The organism is Micromonospora sp. NPDC049139 (assembly GCF_055586845.1).
The window spans coordinates 51,829-72,584 of the sequence record NZ_JBVJHK010000018.1; the positions used below are offsets into that span (position 1 = coordinate 51,829).

Annotated in this window: 14 protein-coding genes and 4 pseudogenes; 4 read left to right on the forward strand and 14 right to left on the reverse strand. The window is 77.1% G+C overall.

The annotated features are described in order from the left end of the window. Positions 1–9 precede the first annotated feature (9 nt). From ACZ6Q9_RS25965 to crcB, 3 genes are all read left to right on the forward strand, one after another. Positions 10–768, forward strand: a complete 759-nt coding sequence (locus ACZ6Q9_RS25965) for a class I SAM-dependent methyltransferase (RefSeq protein WP_393266361.1) — start codon at positions 10–12, stop codon at positions 766–768. 67 nt (positions 769–835) lie between these two features. After that, positions 836–1,342 (forward strand): fluoride efflux transporter FluC, encoded by a 507-nt coding sequence (locus ACZ6Q9_RS25970; protein WP_393266363.1) that lies wholly within the window; start codon positions 836–838, stop codon positions 1,340–1,342. Continuing rightward, on the forward strand, positions 1,339–1,701 hold the full coding sequence (crcB, locus tag ACZ6Q9_RS25975; protein WP_393266365.1) for a fluoride efflux transporter CrcB: 363 nt from the start codon (positions 1,339–1,341) through the stop codon (positions 1,699–1,701). The genes ACZ6Q9_RS25970 and crcB overlap by 4 nt, the downstream gene beginning before the upstream one ends. Here crcB and cobA read toward each other — a convergent pair. Then, positions 1,671–3,392, reverse strand: coding sequence for a uroporphyrinogen-III C-methyltransferase (gene cobA / locus ACZ6Q9_RS25980; protein ID WP_396829942.1), 1,722 nt, complete (start codon positions 3,390–3,392; stop codon positions 1,671–1,673). The two genes, crcB and cobA, sit on opposite strands and share 31 nt — an antisense overlap. On the opposite strand from cobA, the gene ACZ6Q9_RS25985 reads away from it, so the two are divergent. Continuing rightward, positions 3,366–4,694 carry an RNA-guided endonuclease InsQ/TnpB family protein gene (locus ACZ6Q9_RS25985; protein WP_396829941.1) on the forward strand — a complete coding sequence of 443 codons (1,329 nt, stop codon included), beginning with the start codon at positions 3,366–3,368 and terminating at the stop codon, positions 4,692–4,694. The two genes, cobA and ACZ6Q9_RS25985, sit on opposite strands and share 27 nt — an antisense overlap. Before the next feature lie 13 nt (positions 4,695–4,707). On the opposite strand, the gene ACZ6Q9_RS25990 is transcribed toward ACZ6Q9_RS25985, so the two are convergent. The 13 genes and pseudogenes from ACZ6Q9_RS25990 to cobN form a co-directional block, all read right to left on the reverse strand. Beyond that, entirely contained in the window at positions 4,708–5,298 is a 591-nt protein-coding gene (locus ACZ6Q9_RS25990) for a precorrin-8X methylmutase (RefSeq protein WP_396829940.1), read from the reverse strand. Next, positions 5,295–6,302, reverse strand: coding sequence for a HoxN/HupN/NixA family nickel/cobalt transporter (locus ACZ6Q9_RS25995; protein WP_393266598.1), 1,008 nt, complete (start codon positions 6,300–6,302; stop codon positions 5,295–5,297). The genes ACZ6Q9_RS25990 and ACZ6Q9_RS25995 overlap by 4 nt, the downstream gene beginning before the upstream one ends. 48 nt (positions 6,303–6,350) lie before the next feature. Beyond that, positions 6,351–6,574 (reverse strand): annotated as a pseudogene (locus ACZ6Q9_RS26000) (4Fe-4S binding protein); the annotation flags it as partial. Then, positions 6,562–7,770 (reverse strand): annotated as a pseudogene (gene cobJ, locus ACZ6Q9_RS26005) (precorrin-3B C(17)-methyltransferase); the annotation flags it as partial. The pseudogenes cobJ and ACZ6Q9_RS26000, both read right to left, overlap by 13 nt. Positions 7,771–7,884: 114 nt before the next feature. Next, positions 7,885–8,412, reverse strand: a pseudogene (locus tag ACZ6Q9_RS26010) (precorrin-3B C(17)-methyltransferase); the annotation flags it as partial. Next, positions 8,409–9,650 carry a precorrin-6y C5,15-methyltransferase (decarboxylating) subunit CbiE gene (gene cbiE, locus ACZ6Q9_RS26015; RefSeq protein ID WP_396829937.1) on the reverse strand — a complete coding sequence of 414 codons (1,242 nt, stop codon included), beginning with the start codon at positions 9,648–9,650 and terminating at the stop codon, positions 8,409–8,411. The pseudogene ACZ6Q9_RS26010 and the gene cbiE, both read right to left, overlap by 4 nt. Continuing rightward, positions 9,638–10,783 (reverse strand): cobalt-precorrin-5B (C(1))-methyltransferase, encoded by a 1,146-nt coding sequence (locus ACZ6Q9_RS26020; RefSeq protein ID WP_393266375.1) that lies wholly within the window; start codon positions 10,781–10,783, stop codon positions 9,638–9,640. Before ACZ6Q9_RS26020 ends, cbiE begins: the two co-directional genes overlap by 13 nt. Continuing rightward, complete coding sequence (gene cobM, locus ACZ6Q9_RS26025; protein WP_396829935.1) at positions 10,780–11,661, reverse strand: precorrin-4 C(11)-methyltransferase; 882 nt, start codon at positions 11,659–11,661, stop codon at positions 10,780–10,782. Before cobM ends, ACZ6Q9_RS26020 begins: the two co-directional genes overlap by 4 nt. Beyond that, positions 11,658–12,443: a precorrin-2 C(20)-methyltransferase gene (cobI, locus tag ACZ6Q9_RS26030; protein ID WP_393266601.1), complete on the reverse strand. Its 786-nt coding sequence runs from the start codon at positions 12,441–12,443 to the stop codon at positions 11,658–11,660. Before cobI ends, cobM begins: the two co-directional genes overlap by 4 nt. A 50-nt stretch (positions 12,444–12,493) precedes the next feature. After that, positions 12,494–13,852, reverse strand: coding sequence for a cobyrinate a,c-diamide synthase (locus ACZ6Q9_RS26035; RefSeq protein WP_393266378.1), 1,359 nt, complete (start codon positions 13,850–13,852; stop codon positions 12,494–12,496). Continuing rightward, entirely contained in the window at positions 13,849–14,460 is a 612-nt protein-coding gene (gene cobO / locus ACZ6Q9_RS26040) for a cob(I)yrinic acid a,c-diamide adenosyltransferase (RefSeq protein ID WP_091095266.1), read from the reverse strand. Before cobO ends, ACZ6Q9_RS26035 begins: the two co-directional genes overlap by 4 nt. 176 nt (positions 14,461–14,636) lie before the next feature. Next, positions 14,637–16,847: pseudogene (locus ACZ6Q9_RS26045) on the reverse strand (VWA domain-containing protein); the annotation flags it as partial. Further along, positions 16,844–20,512 carry a cobaltochelatase subunit CobN gene (cobN, locus tag ACZ6Q9_RS26050; RefSeq protein WP_396829934.1) on the reverse strand — a complete coding sequence of 1,223 codons (3,669 nt, stop codon included), beginning with the start codon at positions 20,510–20,512 and terminating at the stop codon, positions 16,844–16,846. The gene cobN and the pseudogene ACZ6Q9_RS26045, both read right to left, overlap by 4 nt. Positions 20,513–20,756 lie beyond the last annotated feature (244 nt).

Below are 20,756 nucleotides of genomic sequence, written 5' to 3' on the forward strand. Positions count from 1 at the left end.
CTCATCGCTATGAGTCCTTACATCAGCAACGTCGCCGCCTGGCAGGAGAGCTGGGACCGGCAGCAGGAGGCGTACCTGCCGGACCGGGAGCACCGGTTCACCGCGATGCTCGACGCGGTCGAGGCGATCCTCGACGGCGGGCGACCCCGCCTGCTCGACCTGGCCGGCGGCACCGGCACCATCTCGGCCCGGGCGCTGCGCCGCTTCCCCGACGCCGAGATCACCCTGGTCGACCTCGATCCCGCGCTGCTGGCCATCGCCAGGTCGACGTTCGGCGACCGGGTCACCGTGGTCGAGGCCGACCTCGGGCAGCCGGAGTGGACGACCGCGCTGCCGGTGCGGGAGTACGACGCGGTGCTCACCGCCACCGCGCTGCACTGGCTGCCGGGCGACCGGCTGGCCCGCCTCTACGCCGAGCTGCACGGCGTGCTGCGCCCGGGCGGGATCCTGCTCAACGCCGACCACATGCCCGACGACGCGCTGCCGGAGCTGACCAAGCGCCTGCTGGACAGCGCGCGGACCCGGCGCGAGGCCCGCTACGCCAGCGGCGCCGTGCTCTCCTGGTCGGACTGGTGGGAGCGGGCGGCGGCCGACCCGGCGCTCGCCCCACTGGTGCAACGGCGGCGCGAGATCTACCCGACCGGGCACAGCCCGGAGTGGAACCCGCCGGCCTCCTGGCACCTGGCGGCGCTGACCGACGCCGGCTTCACCGAGGCCGGCGTGGTCTGGCGCGGCGGCGCCGACGCCGCCGTCGCGGCGGTGCGCTGACGGCGGGGCACCACGGCACGGGTCGGCCGTCCGCGGCCGACCCGGCGTATGCTGCGGCGACGGCCGGATGGCGGCCGACGGCACCGTGGGAGGAGACGTGACCGGCCCGTCCGAGCCGTCGCGCGTCGACCCGGATGTCGACCTTCGGGTCCCGGCCGACCGCGACGAACTCACCGCGCACCCGGCGGCGGTGCTCGCCGCCGTCTCCGCCGGGGGTGTGCTCGGCGCGCTGGCCCGGGCCGGCCTGCAGGCCGCCGTCCCGCACTCCCCCGCCACGTTCGGCTGGGCCACCTTCTGCGTCAACGTGAGCGGGTGCCTGCTGATCGGTGTCCTGATGGCGGTGCTCGGCCACGTCGGCGGCGGCCGACCGCTGGCCCGCCCGTTCCTCGGCGTGGGCGTGCTCGGCGGGTACACGACCTTCTCCACCTACGCGGTCGACGCGCACCAGGCGCTGCTCGCCGGCGCCCCCGGCACCGCGCTGGCCGCCCTCGGCGCCACGCTGGTCGGCGCGCTGCTCGCGGTCTGGGCCGGCGAGGCCGCCGCCGGGCGGCTGCTCGCCCGGAGCGGCCGGTGACCGCCCTGCTCGTGGCGCTCGGCGCGGCGCTCGGCGCCCCGCTGCGCTACCTCACCGACCGGGCCGTGCAGGCCCGCTTCGGCACCGGGTTCCCGTGGGGCACGCTGACGGTCAACGTAGTCGGGTCGCTGCTGCTCGGTGCGGTCACCGGCCTGCCGGCGGACCCCGCACTCACGGCGCTGGTCGGCACCGGCTTCTGCGGGGCGCTGACCACCTGGTCCACGCTGAGCTACGAGACGCTGCGGCTGGCCCGGGCGGGACGGCGGCACGCCGCGCTGGCCAACATGGCCCTCAGCGTCGCCGCCGGCCTCGCCGCGGCCACCGCCGGCTACGCCCTCGCCCGCGCGGCCACCGGCTGACCGGCCGCCATGCCGGTCTCCCGCAGCCGCACCACCGGTCCGAGCACGAACACCGCCGGCGGCCGGACGTCCTCCCGCGCGGCCAACCCGCCCACCTCGTCCAGCCGGGACGACCAGGTGCGCTGCTCCGGCTGGCCGCCGTCGGCCACGACGAGCACGGGGGTGTCCGGGGCGCGGCCGTGCTCCACCAGCACCGCCGCGATCTTGGCGATGGTGTCCACCGCCATCAGCAGCACCACGGTGCCCCGGGACCGGCCCAGCGCCACCCAGTCCACCAGGGAGTCGGGGTGCCCCGGCGGCAGGTGCCCGGAGACGACGGTGACGTCGTGGGCGACGCCCCGGTGGGTGACCGGGACGCCGGCCAGGGCCGGCACGGCCAGCGCGCTGCTCACCCCGGGAACCAGCACGGTCTCGACCCCGGCCGCGGCGCACGCCTGGACCTCCTCGTGGCCCCGGCCGAAGACGTACGGGTCGCCGCCCTTGAGCCGAACCACCCGCTTGCCCGCGCGGGCGTACGCGATCAGGGTGTCGTTGATGGTGTCCTGCGGCATCGACGGCCCGCGCGGCACCTTGGCGGCGTCGACCACCACCACGTCCGGGCGCAGCCCGGTGAGCAGCCCGCGCGGGGCGAGCCGGTCGGCGACCACCACGTCGGCGCTGTCCAGCAGGGCCTTCCCCCGTACGGTGATCAGGTCGTCGGGGCCGGGGCCGCCGCCCACGACCGCGACCTGTCCCGGGCGCAGGCCGGGCCGCTGGTCGCGGTGGTGGTGACGGCCGCCGTGGTGGTGGTCCCCGTGCTGGTGGTGGTCCCCGTGATGGTGGTGGCCGTGGCCGTCGACCGGGTCGTCGGGGTGGTCGTGCGGGGTCTGCGGCCGGCCCACCTTGTCGACGAAGCCCGGCATCAGCACCCGGTACGCGCAGGTGTCGCAGTTCATCCGGATGTCGCCGCGGCGCGCCTCGGCATGCCGTTCGAGGACGAGGTCGGCGAGGGCGTCGCAGTCGCCGATCAGGTCGGCCACCCGCACGTCCAGCTCGGGGTGGGCGGCGGCAAAGTCGGCCGACTGGGCGACGATCCGGTCGGGCAGCACGCCGGCGAAGAGGAAGTACGGCGCGACGACGATGCGCCGCGCGCCGAGCCGGCGCAGCCGGTCCAGCACCGCCGGCACCGACGGCTCCGCGAGCGAGATGAAGCCCGGCTCGACGCCGGCGTAGCCGCGCCCCTCCCAGAGCAGCCGGGCCACCTTGGCCACCTCGGCGTTGGCGTCCGGGTCGGTGGAGCCGCGCCCGATCAGCGCCACCCAGGTGCCGGCCCGATCGGCGCCGGCCAGCGCGGCGTCGATCCGCTGCTCCAGAGCGGTGTGCAGCAGCGGGTGCGGGCCCAGCGGCCGGCCGTAGGCGTAGCTGAGCCCGGGGTGGCGCTGCCGCTCGCGGGCCAGCGCGGCGGGGATGTCGCCCTTGCCGTGGCCGGCGGCGGTCAGCACCAGCGGCAGCGCCACCAGCGACCGGTGTCCCCGGTCGACGAGCGCGCCCACCGCGTCGGTCAGCGGCGGCCGGGACAGCTCGATGAAGCCGCCCTCGACGTCGCCGACCGCGCCGGCGGCGCGCCGGCGGACCCGCTCCACGAACGCCACGAACTGGTCGACCCCGGCCGCGCTGCGCGTGCCGTGCCCGACGATGACCAGAGCGGTCACCGGATCACCGCCAGGATGCCCCGTCCTTCAGGGCGGGGAGGAATGGCGGATGCGTTGTCAGCCATGACTGTCCTTTCTGGTATGACTGGTTCTGTGCGGACGGCGTACAGGTGTCGGGCGTACCCGACCCCGGAGCAGGCGGCGGTGCTGAACCGCACGTTCGGTTGCATCCGGGTGGTGTGGAACCGCACTCTCGCTGCCCGTCACGCCCGCTGGCACGCCGAACGGAAGTCCACCTCCTACGCGGAGACGGATCGGGCGCTGACGGAGATGAAGAGGCAGCCCGATCTGGCGTTTCTGGGTGAGGTGTCGTCGGTGCCGTTGCAGCAGACCCTGCGGCACCAGCACACCGCCATGACCGCGTTCTTCGCCAAGCGAGCCCGGTACCCGCGCTACAAGTCGCGGCACGGCCGCCAGTCCGCCAGTTTCACCAGGTCGGCGTTCCGCCTGCGTAGCGGCAACCTGTCGTTGGGGAAGACACCGGGTGTGCTGCGGTTCGTGTGGTCCTGGCCAGACGTGGACGTGGCGGGGTTGGATCCGACGATGGTGACGGTGTCGCGTGACCCGGACGGCCGCTGGTTCCTGACCTTCGCCGTCGACGTCGAGACACCCGCCGCACCCGAACCGACGGGCGGGGCGGTGGGCGTGGACCTCGGCCTGACCGACTTCGCGGTGTTGTCCACCGGCGAGCGCATCCCCCACCCGAAACATATGGAACGGCGGGAACGCCGACTCAAGCGGTATCAGCGGATGATGGCCCGAAAACAGAAGGGCTCCGCCAACCGCGCCAAAGCCAAAAGGAAGGTGGCGCGCGCGCATTCGCGGGTACGCGACGCCCGCCGGGACTTCCTGCACCAGGAGTCCACGGCCCTGGTGCGCCGGTTCGCCGCCATCGCGGTGGAGGATCTGGCGGTGGCGAACATGGTCCGCAACCGCTGCCTGGCCAAAGCGATCGCCCGTACCGGCTGGGCCGAGTTCCGCACCCTGCTCGCCTACAAGGCGCACCGCGACGGCCGTACCCTCGCGGTGGTGGACCGCTGGTACCCGTCGTCCAAGACGTGTTCGGCGTGTGGGCATCTGCTTGCCCAGCTTTCCCTCGGCACACGGCATTGGTCGTGTCCGGGTTGCGGTGCCCGGCATGACCGGGACGTCAACGCCGCGAAGAACATCGCTGTCGCGGCCGGGCTGGTCGAGACGCAAAACGCCTGCGGAGCGGACGTCAGACACGAAGGACCTCCTTCCGTGCGGTCTGCGGTGAACCAGGAACCCCAACCCGTGAGGGTGGGAATCCCCCGCCATTAGGCGGGGGAGCATGTCAATGCTCCTCCTCCACGTACAGCAGGGCGTTGAGGGCGGCGGCGGCGACCGCCGAGCCGCCCTTCTCGCCCCGGTTGGACACCCCGGGCAGGCCGCTGGCCCGCAGCGCCGCCTTCGACTCGGCGGCGCCCACGAAGCCCACCGGCAGCCCGACGACCAGCGCCGGCCGGGCGTCCAGGGCGATCAGCTCCTCCAGCGCGGTCGGTGCGCAGCCGACCACCCACACCGCGCCGGGGCCGACCCGCTCCAGGGCGAGCCGCACCGCCGCCGCCGACCGGGTGATCCCGGCCGCGCGGGCCAGGTCGGCGGCGGCCGGCTCGGCGACCGGGCAGACGGTCTGCCGACCGGTGATGCCGGCGGCCACCATCGCCACGTCGGTGACCACCGGCGCGCCCGCGCGCAGGGCGGCCAGCCCGCCGGCCAGGGCCGCCTCGTCGCAGACCAGGTCGGTGACGTAGTCGAGGTCGGCGCTGGCGTGCACCACCCGCTCGGTGACGGCCCGGGTCAGCGGCGGCAGGTGCGCGAGGTCCACCCGGGAGCGCAGGATCCGGTACGACTCCCGCTCGATGGGGTGCACGACCCGGCTCACGGCCGCACCGCCCCGGCACCGTAGCGCTCGTCGTAGCGGCGCAGCTTCCACAGCGCCACCGCGCCGGCCCAGGCGAACACGAAGAGCGCCACGACGGCGTACCCGAGCTGCTCGAAGTGGTCGGCGATCCCCGCGTACCAGGACAGCGCCGACAGCCCGAGGTGGTCGACCAGCAGGCCGGCGGCGTAGACGCTGGCGACCAGGCCGCCGACCAGCACGGTCACCGCCGTGGTGGCCAGGTTGTAGTAGAGCCGCCGGGCCGGGTGCCGGTACGCCCACGAGTAGGCGCGGCTCATCAGCAGGCTGTCGGCGGTGTCCATGGCGGACATCCCGGCGGCGAAGAGCAGCGGCAGGGTGAGCAGGGCGAGCACGGGCAGCCCGCCGGCGGCGGCGGTGCTCGCCGACAGGGCGAGCAGGGTCACCTCGCTGGCGGTCTCCAGGCCGAGGCCGAAGAGGAACCCGACCGGCGCCATGTGCCAGGAGGAGCGCACCAGCGCGCGGGCCCGGGAGCCGAGCACCCGCTGCACCAGACCCCGGTTGAGCAGGTGCAGGTCCAGCTCGCGCTCGTCCAGGTCGCCGTGGCGCAGCCGCCGCCACAGCCGCGCCAGGCCGGCCAGCACCGCCGCGTTGAGCACCGCGACCAGGGCGAGGAACAGCGTGGCGGTGAGGATCGCGACGGTCGCGCCCACCTCGCGGGCCTCGGCCAGCCCGGGGCCGGCGAGGTTGGCCGAGGCGAGGCCGACGACCAGCGCCAGCAGCAGCACCACCCCGCTGTGCCCGAGGGCGAAGAAGAAGCCGACGCCGACCGGGCGCCGACCGCGCAGCAGCATCAGCCGGGTGGTGTCGTCGATCGCCGCGATGTGGTCGGCGTCGAAGGCGTGCCGCACCCCGAGCAGGTACGCCAGCGTGCCGGCCCCGGCGAGGCCGCCGGCCGCGGCGGGCTGGTTGTTCCAGTACAGGTAAAGACTCCAGCCGGCGACGTGCAGCACGGCGACGGCGAGCACGATGCCGCCGAGGCGTACCCGCTCGGCGCGGCTCCACCGGCCGGCCGGGGGTGCGGCGCTGACCGCGGTCGGGCTCATCGGCTTCCTCCACGTTCGTCGGTGCCGGTGGCGCAGATGGCGTCCACCGGGCAGATCTCCAGGCATTCCAGGCAGCCGGTGCAGCGGTCCGCGCGGACGGCGAGGCCGCCGGGCACCGGTCGGATGGCGTGCGTCGGGCAGGTGAGCAGGCAGGCGCCGCAGCCCTGGCAGGCGCCGATGGTCACCGCCGCCACCGGTACCCCCGAGGGGTGACCATCCGGCCGGCGACCACCCGGGTCTGGCTGCTGCCCACCACCACGACGCTGTACATGTCGACCAGCGCCGGGTCGAGGTCGGCCAGGGTGGCCAGGTGCACCCGCTCGTCGGGTCGGCTGGCGTTGCGCACCACCCCGACCGGGGTGTCCGGCGGCCGGTGCGCGGCGAAGACCTCCAGCGCCGCGCCGAGCTGCCAGTCGCGGGCGCGGCTGCGCGGGTTGTAGAGCAGCGCCACGAAGTCGCCCTCGGCCGCGGCGGCCACCCGGCGCGCGATGACCTCCCACGGGGTGTGCAGGTCGGACAGGCTCAGGTAGGCGTGGTCGTGGCCGAGCGGCGCGCCGAGCAGGGCGCCGGCGGCGAGGGCGGCCGTCACCCCGGGCACCCCGACCACGTCGATCCGCTCGTCGGCGTACTCCAGGGCGGGGCTGGCCATCGCGTACACGCCGGCGTCGCCGGAGCCGACCAGCGCGACGGCGTGCCCGGCCACCGCCTCGGCGACGGCGGCGCGGGCCCGTTCCTCCTCGGCGCCGAGGCCGCTGGCGAGCACCCGGGTGCCGGGGCGCAGCAGGTCGCGGACCTGGTCGACGTACTGGTCGAGGCCGACGACCACGGCGGCGCGGCGCAGCTCGGCCGCCGCGCGGGCGGTGCGCAGGTCGGGCGCGCCCGGGCCGAGGCCGACGATCGCCAGCCGGCCGCGCGGGGCGTGCCGGGCGACCGCCACGGTGGCCATCGCCGTCGCGGTCTTCGGCACCAGCAGCGCCGCGTCGCCGCCGAGCAGCGCCGCCGCCTCGGCGACGCTGGGGGTGCCGACGGCGGCGCGGACCACCTCGCTGGGGTGCGGCACGTCGACCGCCGCCAGCTCCGCCGCCGGATGCGTCACCAGGGGTACGCCGAGCGCGTCGGCGGTCGCCCGGATGCCCGCCTCGTCGGCCTTGATGTCGGCGCTGGCCAGGTGCCGCAGGCTGGCCGGGCTGAGGCCGGCCTCGGCGAGCACCCGGTCCAGCAGGCCGCGCACCTCGGCGGCGGGCACACCCCGGCTGGCCCCCACCCCGGCGACCAGCGACGGAGGCCGCAGCACGGCCGTCCGGTCGTCGAGCGGCACCACCCGGTCGCTGACCAGCAGCCGGTACCCGCCGACCGTCGGCCCGGCCGGCGCGGAGCCGGCTTCGACCCGCTCGCCGGGCGGGATCGGGCCGGCCGGCGGGGCGGACCCGGCCGGCTCAACCGGTCCGGCCGGCTCGGCGGACCCGGCCGGCTCAACCGGTCCGGACGGCGTCGGGGCGGGGCGCACGTTGTCGGGCAGGGCGGGCAGCGGCCAGGCGGCGTCGGCGACGAGGGTGACCGGCTCGCCGTCGAGGATGGCGCGGCTGACGGCGGCGACGGCGCCCTCGACGGGCCAGCCGAGCGTGTCCAGCCCGGGCAGGCCGACGGCGTCGGTGGCGGTGGTGACCACCGGCCGCGCGTCGAGCGCCGCGCCGACCCGCCCGGCGAGGTCGTTGGCGCCCCCGGCGTGCCCGCCGAGCAGCGCGACCGCGTGCCGGGCCGCCTCGTCGACCACCACCACGGCCGGGTCGGTGTGCTTGTCGCCGAGCAGCGGCGCGAGGATGCGCACCACCGCCCCGGTGGCCAGGAACGCCACCACCGCGTCGCACTCGGCCCAGGCAGCGCGCAGCGCGTCCGCGACGGTGTCCGCCGTGACCAGGCGGGCGTGCGGCCAGGCGTCGGCGAGGGTGCGGGCGTGCCGCCGCCCGGCGGCGGTGGCGGCGACCAGGCCGATCCGGGTCGGCTGGTCCGTGGCGGTGGGCGGGTGGTTCACGGGCGCTCCCCGGTGAGGACGACCACCGGGTTGGTGGCCGCGAGTCGGATGGATCCGCCGGGCAGGTCGGCGAGGCGGGCGGCGGAGAGCTGGACGCCCTCCACGGCGTAGCCGCCGGCGCGCAGCAGCCCGACCGCCGGGGCGACCCGGTCGACGGCGGCGAGGGTCACCACCACCCGGTCCGGCCGGCGGTGCGCCACGGCGGCGAGCACGTCGGTGCCGCCACCCCCGACGAAGACGGCGTCCGGGTCGGACAGCCCGTGCAGCGCCCCCGGGGCGGCGCCGACCACCACCCTGACGTCGACGCCGTGCCGGGCGGCGTTGGCGCGCACCGGCGCCGCCGGGTCGCGGTCGACGGCGACCACGGCCGCGCCGAGCAGGGCGCACTCGATGCCGACCGAGCCGCTGCCCGCGCCGACGTCCCAGACCAGTCGGCCGAGGCGGGGGCGCAGCCGGGCCACGGCGAGGGCGCGTACCTCCGACTTGGTGATCATCGAGTCGCGGTGCGCGTAGGCGGACTCGGGCAGCGCCCACCCGCCGGCCGGCGCGGCGGCCGGCTGGTTGTCCGCCCGCATCCCGGCGGCCCCAGGCTCCCCGGCGAGGCTGAGCAGCACGTGCGGGTCGGCCCAGACGCGGGCGGCGGCCGCCTCGGGGGTGGTCTCGGTGAGCCGCTCGGCGTCGGTGCCGAGGTGCTCGGCGACGACCAGCCGGCGGGCCCAGCCGACCAGACCGGCACCCAGCTCGGCGGCCCCGGCGCCGGGCGCGGTGAGCACCGCGACGGCGGGCAGCGCCCGGCAGGCGTTCAGCGCCGGTCGCGGGTCCCGGCCGTGGGCGGTGACCACGGCCGCGCCGTCCCAGGGCAGCCCGGCGCGGGCGAACGCGGCGGCCACGCTGGACACGGCCGGCAGCACCCGCAGCGGCAGCCCGGCCGCCCGCAGCCGCCGGACGACGCCGAACAGCCCGGGATCCCCGCTGGCCAGCACGACCGCCTCCGTTCCGGCGGCGACGGCGGCGGCCAGCCGGTCCAGCGCCGGCGCGAGCGGCCCGAGGGCGACGGTGTCGGCGCCGGCCGGCAGGCGTACGGCGGCCAGGTGCCGGGCCGCGCCCACCACCAGCCGGGCCCCGGCGAGCGCGGGCGCGGCGGCGGGGTGCGGCGGCCCCCCTCCGGCGTCGATCCCCACCACGGTCACGGCCGGCCCGGTGCCCCCGGCGGGCGGGATCCCGGTCACGCCGCCCACCGGCCCGACGAGGCGACGACCCGGTCGCCCGCGAAGTCCACCATCGCCACGTCGACGGTGACCGCGTTCCCGGCGAACCGGAGCAGCACCTGGCGTACCCGCCGGCAAAGCAGGTCACCGGCGGCGCCGAGCAGCCCGGCGGCCTCCCACAACTCGTACGCGTGCCGCCCGGTGTTCGCCGCGGCGACCGCCGCCACCAGGTCGGGGTCGCCGCCCGCCTCGGCGGTGACGTCGCCGAGCAGGGACAGGTCCACCTTGGACCGGGTGTAGTGGGTCATCAGGATGCCGGCGGCGAGCTTCGCCAGCTTGCCGGCCATCCCGACGAAGACCACCCCGGTCATCCGGTCGCCGACGGCGGCGGTGACCGCCGCGCCGGTGAAGTCGCCGACCTCGACGAAGCACACCTCGGGCAGCTCCGGCAGCAGCGCGCGGGCGGCCCGCTCGGTGCGCCCGCCGGTGCACAGCACCACCGTCCGCTCCCCCTGGGCGGCCATCACGTGCACCGCCTGCACCACGCTGGCCCGCCAGGAGGCGGTGGAGAACGGCCGGACGATGCCGGTGGTGCCGAGGATGGAGATGCCGCCGAGGATGCCGAGCCGCCGGTTGGTGGTCTTGCGGGCCATGATCTCGCCGCGCGGCACGCTGACCACCACGCGGACGCCCACCTCGGCCAGGTCGACCACCTCGGCGACCGCCTGGCCGATCATCCGGCGCGGGGTCTCGTTGATCGCCGGCCCGCCGACGGGCAGCCCGAGTCCCGGCCTCGTGACCGTGCCGACGCCCGGACCGCCGTCGAGCCGCAGCCCGGGCACGTCCCGCCAGCCGACGGTGACGGTCAGCTCGGCGCCGTGCGTGACGTCGGGGTCGTCGCCGGCGTCCTTGACCACCACGGCCTCCGCCGACGTGCCGGCGTGGACCTCGCAGCGGGCCACCGGGAAGCGGACCCGGCGGCCGGCGGGCAGCCCGATCTCCACCTCCCGCTGCGGCACGCCGGTGACCAGGGCGGTCACCGCCGCCTTCGCCGCCGCCGTCGCGCACGCGCCGGTGGTCCAGCCCGTGCGCAGCGCGGTGGGCCGGACCTTCGCCGTACGCGGCAGGTCCGGCTCGCGCAGCGGCGGCTCGGCGTACGTCATCCGGTGTGCCCGTCCCCCGCCGTCCCGCCGGTGGCCCGGGCGCGGCGCAGGTCGGCGCGGGCGGCCGGCTCGGCCCGCCGGAACGTGTGGAAGTGCCCGGGGTGGTAGAGGTGCGAGCGGGTGCCGGCGGCGGCGAGCGCCGGGCCGACCAGGAAGAGGGTGTGCTTCCAGAGCTTGTGCTCCTTGACCGTGGCCTCCAGGTCGCCGAGGGCGCACCGCACCACCAGTTCGTCCGGCCAGGTCGCCTGGTACGCCACCACGACCGGGGTGTCGGGCGGGTAGCCGCCGGCCAGCAGCTCGGCCTGCGCCTGCCCGGAGCGGGCGGCGGAGAGGAACAGTGCCATGGTGGTGCCGTGCCGGGCGAACTCGCGGACCCGCTCGCCCGGCGGCATCGGGGTCTTGCCGCCCTCCAGCCGGGTCAGGATCACCGACTGGGCGACCTCGGGGATGGTGAGTTCCCGGCCGACGATCGCCGCGACGGCGGTGAACGACGAGACGCCCGGGACGATCTCGACGGCCAGCCCGAGCGCCCGGCACAGGTCGAGCTGCTCCTGCACCGCGCCCCACAGCGCCGGGTCGCCGGAGTGGATCCGCGCCACGGTCAGCCCCTCGGCGGCGGCCCGCCGGTAGAGCGGCAGCACCCCCTCGATCGGCAGCCGCGACGAGTCGACGATCTCCGCGTCGGGGCGGGCGTGGGCGAGCACGTCGGCGTGCACCAGGCTGGCCGCCCAGACCACCACGTCGGCCGCGCCGATCACCCGGGCGGCGCGCAGGGTCAGCAGGTCGGCCGCGCCGGGGCCGGCCCCGACGAACCACACCCTGCCCGTGCTGGTCGGCCCGCCGTCGTCGGCGCGGTCCGCGGTCGGCGCGGTGGTCACAGCTTTCCTCCTCTACGGTCCCGGCGGGCCGGGACCAGCAGCGTCGACAGGTACGGCAGGTCGTCGGCGGCGTCGGCGACGGGGCCGATCCGCTCGTCGGGCAGCCCGAGGCCCCGGCCCAGCACCGCGTCGCCGAGGCGGCCCTGCCGGCGCAGCTCGGCGACCAGATCGGCGTGCCGCCGCCAGCCCTTGTAGGCCACGACGGTGCCGGGGCCGGCGAGCGCGTCGGCGAAGAGCGCCAGCCCGGCGGTGGCCGGCAACAGGGTCAGCGGCTCCCGGCCCTCGCAGAGCGGGACGCCGCTGCGCGCCGCCAGGTCCTGCATGGCGGTGATCCCGGGGACCGTGCGCACCTCGACCGCCGGGCGGCGGGCGCGGACGGTCTGCGCCAGGTAGCCGAAGGTGGAGTAGACGTTCGGGTCGCCGATGGTGGCGAAGGCGACGGCGCGGGCGCCGCCGTCGACCGCGTCCACCACGGCCCGCGCGGCGTCGTCCCACGCCCGTTCCCGGCGCGCGGTCACCCCGCCCCGGTCGTCCAGGGCGAACGGCAGCCGGCGCAGCCGGTCCGGCGCGACGTGCGCGGCCACGGTGGTCTCGGCCCGCCCGGGCGGCGCGTCGCCGTCCGCGGCGAGGCGGTCCAGCACCGGTACGAACACGAGGTCGGCCTCGGCCAGCACCCGGACCGCCCGGAGGGTGAGCAGTTCCGGGTCGCCGGGACCGACCCCCACCCCGGTCAGCGTGGCGGTGGGGGCGTCCCCGCCCGGCGTCCCGCCGCGCGCGCTCACCGGCTCGCCGCCGTCGTGCCCGGCCACCCGCTCGCCGTGCTCCTGCGCGCTCACCGGCTCGCCGCCTCGACCAGGCGGCGGGCGGCGTGCGGGTGCCCGGCCCAGTGGGTGTGCAGGTAGGAGGCGTGCACCCGGCCGGCGACGAAGCCGTGGTCGGCGCCGTCCCAGCGCCACGCCGGCCGGTCACCGTGCCCCGGGTCGGTGGCGGTGCGGTGGAACTCGTGGCCGCGTACCGGGTCGCCGGGGCGGTGCAGCGGGGAGCCGGTGACGGCGACGGCGTCCCGGTAGCCGAGGGTGAGCCGGTCGGTCATCCGGGCGGTGAGGTCGAGCCGGCCGCACATGGGTACGCCGTCGAGGGACCGACCGAGGTAGAGCAGCCCGGCGCACTCGGCGACGACCGGGCCGTCGAAGCCGGCCAGCTCGGCGCGGAGCGTGGCGTTGTCGGCGAGCTGCGGCGCGTACGCCTCGGGGAAGCCGCCGCCGACGACCACCGCGCGGGTGCCGGCGGGCAGGCCGGCGTCGCGCAGCGGGTCGAAGGGAACGACGGCGGCGCCGGCGCCGGCGAGCAGCTCGGCGGTCTCGGCGTAGGAGAAGGTGAAGGCGGGCCCGCCGGCGACCGCGACCACCGGGCGCTCGCCGCCGGCGGGGCCGCCGACGGCGGCGGCCGGGTCCCAGGCGGGCGCGGTCAGCGGCCCGGCGGTGCGGGCCAGGTCGAGCACCGCGTCGAGGTCCACGGTGGACGCCACGAGGTCGGCGAGGGCGGCCACGATGGCCAGCGACTCCGGCGCCCGCTCGGCGACGGGCACCAGCCCGAGGTGACGAGCCGGGGCGGCGACCTCGGCGGCGCGGCTGACCGCCCCGAGCACCGGCACGTCCACCTCGGCGAGGGCGTCGCGCAGCAGGGACTCGTGCCGGGGCGAGCCGACCCGGTTGAGGATCACCCCGCCGATCCGCACGCCCGGGTCGAACGCGGCCATGCCCAGGGCGAGCGCGGCGGCGGAACGGCCCTGCGCGGTGGTGTCCAGCACCAGCAGCACCGGCGCGTCGACGAGCCGGGCGACGTGCGCGGTGGAGGCGTACCCGCGGCGGCCGACCGCGCCGTCGTGCAGCCCCATCACCCCCTCGACCACGGCGATGTCGGCGGGCGTCGGGGTGGCGGCGCCGTGCCGCAGCAGCGGCGCGATCCGCTCCTCGCCGACCAGCCACGGGTCGAGGTTGCGGCCGGGGCGACCGGCGGCGAGCGCGTGGTAGCCGGGGTCGATGTAGTCCGGGCCGACCTTGTGCGGGCTGACGGCCAGGCCACGGCGGCGCAGCGCGGCGAGCAGCCCGGTGGCGACGGTGGTCTTGCCGTGCCCGCTGGCGGGTGCGGCGACCACCACCCGGGGCAACGCCCACGGCTCGACCGTCACCACTCGATGCCCTTCTGGCCCTTCTGGCCGGCGTCCATCGGGTGCTTGACCTTCGTCAGCTCGGCGACCAGGTCGGCGGCGTCGACCAGGCGCGGGTCGGCGTCGCGGCCGGTGATCACGACATGCTGGAACCCGGGGCGGTTCGCGAGGGTGTCGACCACCTCGTCGACGTCCACCCAGCCCCACTTCATCGGATAGGTGAACTCGTCGAGCACGTACAGGCCGTAGCGCTCGGCGGCCAGGTCGCGCTGGATCTGCCGCCAGCCCTCCAGCGCGTCGGCGGCGTGGTCGGCCTCGCCGCCGCGCTGGATCCAGGACCAGCCCTCGCCCATCTTGTGCCAGGCCACCGGGGCGCCCTGCCCGGTGCGCTCGTGCACCTCGCCGAGGGCGCGGAAGGCGTTCTCCTCGCCCACCCGCCACTTGGCGCTCTTGACGAACTGGAACACCCCGATCGGCAGCCCGGCGGTCCAGGCGCGCAGCGCCAGCCCGAACGCGGCGGTCGACTTCCCCTTCATCTGCCCGGTGTGAACGACGAGCAGCGGCCGGTTGCGCCGCTGCCGCGTCGTCAACCCGTCGGCGGGCACGTGGGACGGCTTCCCCTGCGGCATCAGGCAACACTCCTGTTCTGCGCCACGGCGACGGCGATGGTGGCGGCGTTGACGGCGGTGGAGGCGGCGGCAGTGACGATCTTGGAAGGGGAGGGCCCCTCGGGGGGCCGCTTCCTGCCAAGATCTGCGGCGGACCGCCCGCGAGGGGACTCCGGCGCGGGTGTCGGTCGGCCGGCCGCGAGGGTGGTGAGGGGGGCGGTGGCGACCTCGTCGAGCCGGTGGTGGTCGGCGCCGAGTTGGGCGGCGAGGCGGCGGGCCAGGCCGAGGCGGACGGGGCCGCTCTCGCAGTCCACGACGACGCAGGGGGCGCCGGTGGCGGCGAGCACGGCCGCCGCGCGGGCCGACCGGTCGAGCGGGCGCCCCCCGGCGGTGGCCCGGCCGTCGGTGACGACCAGCACCAGGGGGCGGCGCTTCGGGTCGCGCAGCCGCTCCACCCGCAGCAGGTCGGCGGCGGCGAGCAGCCCCTCGGCCAGCGGCGTGCGCCCGCCGGTGGGCAGCTCGGCCAGCCGCGTCGAGGCCGCGAGCACCGAGGAGGTGGCCGGCAGCAGGGTCTGCGCGGCGGCTCCCCGGAAGGCGACCACCGCGACCTTGTCCCGGCGCTGGTAGGCGTCGGTGAGCAGGGCGAGCACGGCACCCTTGACGGCGGCCATCCGCGCCTGGGCGCCCATCGAGCCGCTGGCGTCGACCACGAAGAGCACCAGGTTGCCCTCGCGTCCCTCACGGACGGCCTCGCGGACGTCGTCGGGACGCAACCGCAGCGGCCCGGCGACGCGCCCCCGGGCGCCCTGGTGCGGGGCGGCGGCCCGCAGGGTCGCCGGCAGGTGCAGCGCCCCGGCCCGGCCGGCCGGCACCCGCGCCCCGGTGGTGCGGCCCCGCCCGGTGCGGGCACGGGAGCGTCGGCCGGGCACCCCGTCGCCGATCCCGGGCGCGGTGAGCAGCCGCGCCCTGAGCCCCTGCCGGGGTACGGCCACCGCCTGCCCACCGGCGCCGGGCCGGCCGTCCGCCGAGCCGGTCGGCCCGGGCCCACCGCCGTCGACCGGGCCTCCGTCGGCCGGGCTGGCCCGGTCGTCGTCGTACCGTCCCTGCGCCGGGTCGCCGCTGGCGGGCTCCGGGCCGTCGCCGCCGTCCCCGCCGGCGGCGTCGCCGTGCCCGGGGCCCGGCTCGTCGCGACCGGCCGGCGGTGTCCCGCCGGATCCGCCGTCGTCCGGGGTTCGCCCGGGGCCGCCCGGGCCGCCGTCCGGGCCGGGACCGTCGGGCCCGCCGGACGGGCCGTCGCCGGGACCGCCGGGACCACCCGGGTCGTCGTCGGGGTCGTCGTCGCCGGCCCGGTCCAGGGCCTCGTCGAGGCGCTTCTCGTCCAGTCCGGGCGTGTCGAACGGATCCCGGCGGCGGCGGTGCGGCAGCGCCAGCCGGGCGGCGACGCGGACGTCCTCCACCGTGACCACGTCCCGGCCGTGCCAGGCGGCGTGCGCCAGCGCGGTGCGGGCGGTGACGATGTCGGCGCGCATGCCGTCCACGTCGAACGCCGCGCACACCTCGGCGATCCGGCGCAGCGCGGCGTCAGGCAGCAGCACCCGCTCCAGCCGCTGCCGGGCGGCCGCGACCCGGCGGGCGACCTGCGCGTCGGCGTCGGCCCAGCGGGCGGCGAAGCCGGCCGGGTCGGCGTCGGCGGCGAGCCGCCGGCGGACCACCTCGACGCGTACGGCGGGGTCGCGGCTGGCCCCGACCTCCACGGTCAGCCCGAACCGGTCCAGCAGCTGTGGGCGCAGCTCCCCCTCCTCCGGGTTCATCGTGCCGACCAGCAGGAACCGGGACGCGTGGCTGACCGAGACGCCCTCCCGCTCCACGTGGCAACGGCCCATCGCCGCGGCGTCGAGGAGCAGGTCGACCAGGTGGTCGTGGAGCAGGTTGACCTCGTCGACGTAGAGCACGCCGCGGTGGGCGGCGGCGAGCAGGCCCGGCTCGAAGGCGCGGACGCCCTCGCCGAGCGCCTTCTCCAAGTCGAGCGAGCCGACCACCCGGTCCTCGGCCGCGCCGACCGGCAGCTCCACCAGCCGGGCGGGACGCCGCTCGGCCGCCGGCGCGTCGGGGTGCGGGCCGTCCGGGCAGGACGGGTCGGGGGCGGCCGGGTCGCAGGCGAAGCGGCAGCCGGCCACCCGCTCCACGGGCGGCAGCAGCGCGGCCAGGGCCCGCACGGCCGTCGACTTGGCGGTGCCCTTCTCGCCGCGGACGAGCACCCCGCCGATCGCCGGGGAAACCGCGTTGAGCAGCAGGGCGAGCCGCATGTCGTCCATGCCCAGCACCGCGCTGAACGGGTAGGTGGTCACTGTGTCGTTTTCCGTTCGCGACTGCGGGGCTCGCAGGACCGGCTCACTCCTCGCGCTCACTGCCGGTCCTCCAGGTCGCCCTCGCTGGCCAGGTACGTCTCGCGGAGCCGGTCCAGGGTGGTCGGCTCGGGCTCGGCCCACAGGCCCCGGTCGGCCGCCTCGAGCAGCCGCTCGGTGATGCCGCGCAGCGCCCACGGGTTCGACTGCTCCAGGAACTCCCGGGTGGTCTCGTCGAAGACGTACGCGGCGGCCAGGTGCTCGTACATCCAGTCGTCGACGACGCCGGCGGTGGCGTCGTAGCCGAACAGGTAGTCCACGGTGGCGGCCAGCTCGAACGCGCCCTTGTAGCCGTGCCGGCGCATCGCGGCGATCCACTTCGGGTTGACCACCCGGGCCCGGAACACCCGCCGGGTCTCCTCGCCGAGGGTGCGGGTACGCACGTCGTGCGGCATCGCCGAGTCGCCCACGTACGCGGCCGGGGCGGCGCCGGTGAGGTGACGCACCATCGCCACCATCCCGCCGTGGTACTGGAAGTAGTCGTCGGAGTCGACGATGTCGTGCTCGCGGGTGTCCTGGTTCTTCACCGCCACCGCGATCCGGGCGAAGGAGCGTTCCATGTCGGCGCGCGCCTCCCGCCCGTCCAGCCCCCGGCCGTAGGCGTAGCCGCCCCAGACGGCGTACACCTCGGCGAGGTCGGCGTCGCTGCGCCAGTTGCGGGAGTCGATCAGCGGCAGCAGCCCGGCCCCGTACGCGCCCGGCTTGGAGCCAAAGACGCGGGCGGTGGCCCGCCGCTCGTCGCCGTGCTCGGCGAGGTCGGCGGCGACGTGCGCGCGGACGAAGTTCTGCTCGGCGGGCTCGTCCAGGGCGGCGACCAGCCGCACCGCGTCGTCGATGAGCGCGACCACGTGCGGGAAGGCGTCCCGGAAGAAGCCGGAGATCCGCACGGTGACGTCGACGCGGGGGCGGCCCAGCTCGGCCGGCGGCACCACCTCCACGCCGGTGACCCGGCGGGAGCGGTCGTCCCAGGTGGGGCGGCAGCCGAGCAGCGCGAGCACCTCGGCGACGTCGTCGCCCTGGGTGCGCATGGCGCTGGTGCCCCAGACGGTCAGGCCGACGGAGCGCGGGTACTCCCCGGTGTCGGCGAGGTGCCGGGCCAGCAGCGAGTCGGCCAGGGCGACCCCGACGTCCCAGGCGTTGCGGCTGGGGATCGCCTTGGGGTCGACGGAGTAGAAGTTCCGGCCGGTGGGGAGCACGTTGACCAGGCCCCGGGTGGGCGAGCCGGACGGGCCGGGCGGCACGAACCGCCCGTCGAGCGCACCCACCACCCGGTCGATCTCGTCGGTCGTGCGGTCCAGCCGGGGCACCAGCTCGGTGGCGGCGAAGCGGAGCACGGCGGCGGCGTCCGGGACGGCCCGGCCGGTGACCTCCTCGACCACGGCGTCGACCTTGTCGGCGTCCCAGCCGAGGGTCTCCATGCCGACGACCAGCCGGCGCGCGAGGGCCTCGATCAGGTCGACGGCGTCGGCGGCGGTGCCGGCCGGCCCGTCGACGGTGTCGGTCAGCGCCTCGGGCACGGCCAGCCGCTCCCCCGGCGCGGCGAGCAGCGCCTGCTCGTCGAGCCCGTACGCGGCGGCGAGGGCCTGGCGCAGGCCGGGCAGGGCGCGGGCGCCGCCCCAGACCTGCGGGGCGCGCAGCACGGCGAGGACGAGGTTGACCCGGGGCTCGCCGGTGGGCGCGGCGGCGAGGATGTGCAGGCCGTCGCGGATCTGCACGTCCTTGACCTCGCAGAGGTACCCGTCGAGGTGCAGCACGAAGTCGTCGAAGTCCTCGGCGGCCGGCATGTCCTCGGCGTGCAGGTCGTGGTGCAGCTCCGCGGCGCGCACCAGGGCCCAGATCTGCGCCTGCACGGTGGGCACCTTGGCGGGGTCGAGCGCCTGCACGGTGGCGTACTCGTCGAGGAGTTGCTCCAGCTTCGCCAGGTCGCCGTACGTCTCGGCGCGGGCCATCGGCGGCACCAGGTGGTCGACGACGACGGCGTGCGCGCGGCGCTTGGCCTGGGTGCCCTCGCCGGGGTCGTTGACGATGAACGGGTAGACCAGCGGCAGGTCGCCGAGGACGGCGTCGGGGGCGCAGTCGGCGGCCAGCCCGAGGCCCTTGCCGGGCAGCCACTCCAGGGTGCCGTGCTTGCCCAGGTGCACCACCGCGTCCGCGCCGAAGCCGCCGTCGGTGGCGGGCGCGGCCAGCCAGCGGTACGCGGCCAGGTAGTGGTGGCTCGGCGGCAGGTCCGGGTCGTGGTAGATGGCGATCGGGTTCTCGCCGAAGCCGCGCGGCGGCTGGATCAGCAGCACCACGTTGCCGAAGCGCAGCCCGGCCAGCACGATGTCCCCGCCGTCGGTGTAGAGCCCGCCGGGCGGCTCCCCCCAGTGGGCGAGCATCCGCTCCCGCAGCTCCGCCGGCGCCTGGTCGAACCAGCGCCGGTACGTCGCCCCGGGCACCCGCGCCTCGGCGGCGGCGAGCTGTTCCGGGGTGAGCCACTCGACGTCGTGCCCCCCGGCGGCGATGAGGGCGTGGATGAGCGCGTCCCCGTCGTCGGGCACGGGGGCGTCGCCGAGGTGGTAGCCGGCCTCGGCGAGGGCGGCGAGCAGCCGGACCGCCGAGGCCGGGGTGTCCAGGCCGACGGCGTTGCCGACCCGGGAGTGCTTCGTCGGGTAGGAGCTGAGCACGACCGCGAGCCGCTTGTCGGCGTTGGGCACGTGTCGCAGCCGGGCGTGCCGCACGGCGATGCCGGCCACCCGGGCGGCCCGCTCCGGATCGGCGACGTAGCTGGAGAGCCCGTCGGCGTCGATCCGCTTGAACGAGAACGGCACGGTGACGATCCGGCCGTCGAACTCGGGGACGGCAACCTGCATCGCGGCGTCCAGCGGGGACAGTCCGGCGTCGCTGCCGGCCCACTGCTCGCGGGTGCTGGTGAGGCAGAGCGCCTGGATCACCGGCACGTCGAGGGCGGCGAGCGCGCCCACGTCCCAGGCGTCCTCGTCGCCGCCGCCGGAGGCGTCGGCGGCGACCGTGCCGCCGGCGGCCAGCACGGTGACCAGCAGGGCGTCGCAGCCGGCGAAGAGGCCCAGCGGGCCCGCGCCGGCGGTGAGGCCGCGCAGCGAGCCGCAGAAGATCGGCAGCGGGTTGCCGCCGGCCGCGTCGACGGCGTCGGCGAGGGTGTCGACGAAGCCGGTGTTGCCGGCGAGGGAGTGCGCCCGGTAGAAGACGATCCCCACGGTCGGCCGGTCGGGCCGCGCGGGACGGTCGCCGTGGACGCCGTACGTCGGGGTCGACGCGGGCGGGGCGAACCCCTCGCCGGTGAGCAGCACCGTGTCGGAGAGGAAGCGGGCGAGCTGGGCGAGGTTCTCCGGGCCGCCCTCGACCAGGTAGGCCAGCGCCTGGGTGGCCACGCCGGCGGGGACGGTGGAGGCCGCCATCAGGTCCGCGTCCGGCGCGGCCTCGCCGCTGAGCACGACCGTGGGCACGCCGGAGGCCAGGACCGTGGCGAGCCCGTCCGGCCACGCCTGCCGGCCGCCGAGCAGGCGTACGACCGCGAGGTCCACGCCGTCGAGCAGCGCGGGCACGGCGTCGGCGGCGACCCGGGCGGGGTTGGCGAGTCGGTAGTCGGCGCCGCTGGCGCGGGCGGCGAGCAGGTCGGTGTCGGCGGTGGACAGCAGCAGGATGCGCACGGACGGCTCCGGAGAGTGACGCCCGGATCGACGCGAGGACGACCGGACGGTACGAGGGGTGGGCGCGGTTCAGCGGGTACGGCGGGCCGGGAAGCGGCTCACCGGCGGGCCGACGGGGTCGGGCGGCGCGGTGCGGGCGTCAGGGACGGGCGACGCGCCCGACCGCTGCGGGGCGACCGGGGGCGGGCACACCACGGCCGGCCGGACGCGCGCCGCGGCGGCCGGACGGGGCTGCGGAAATACG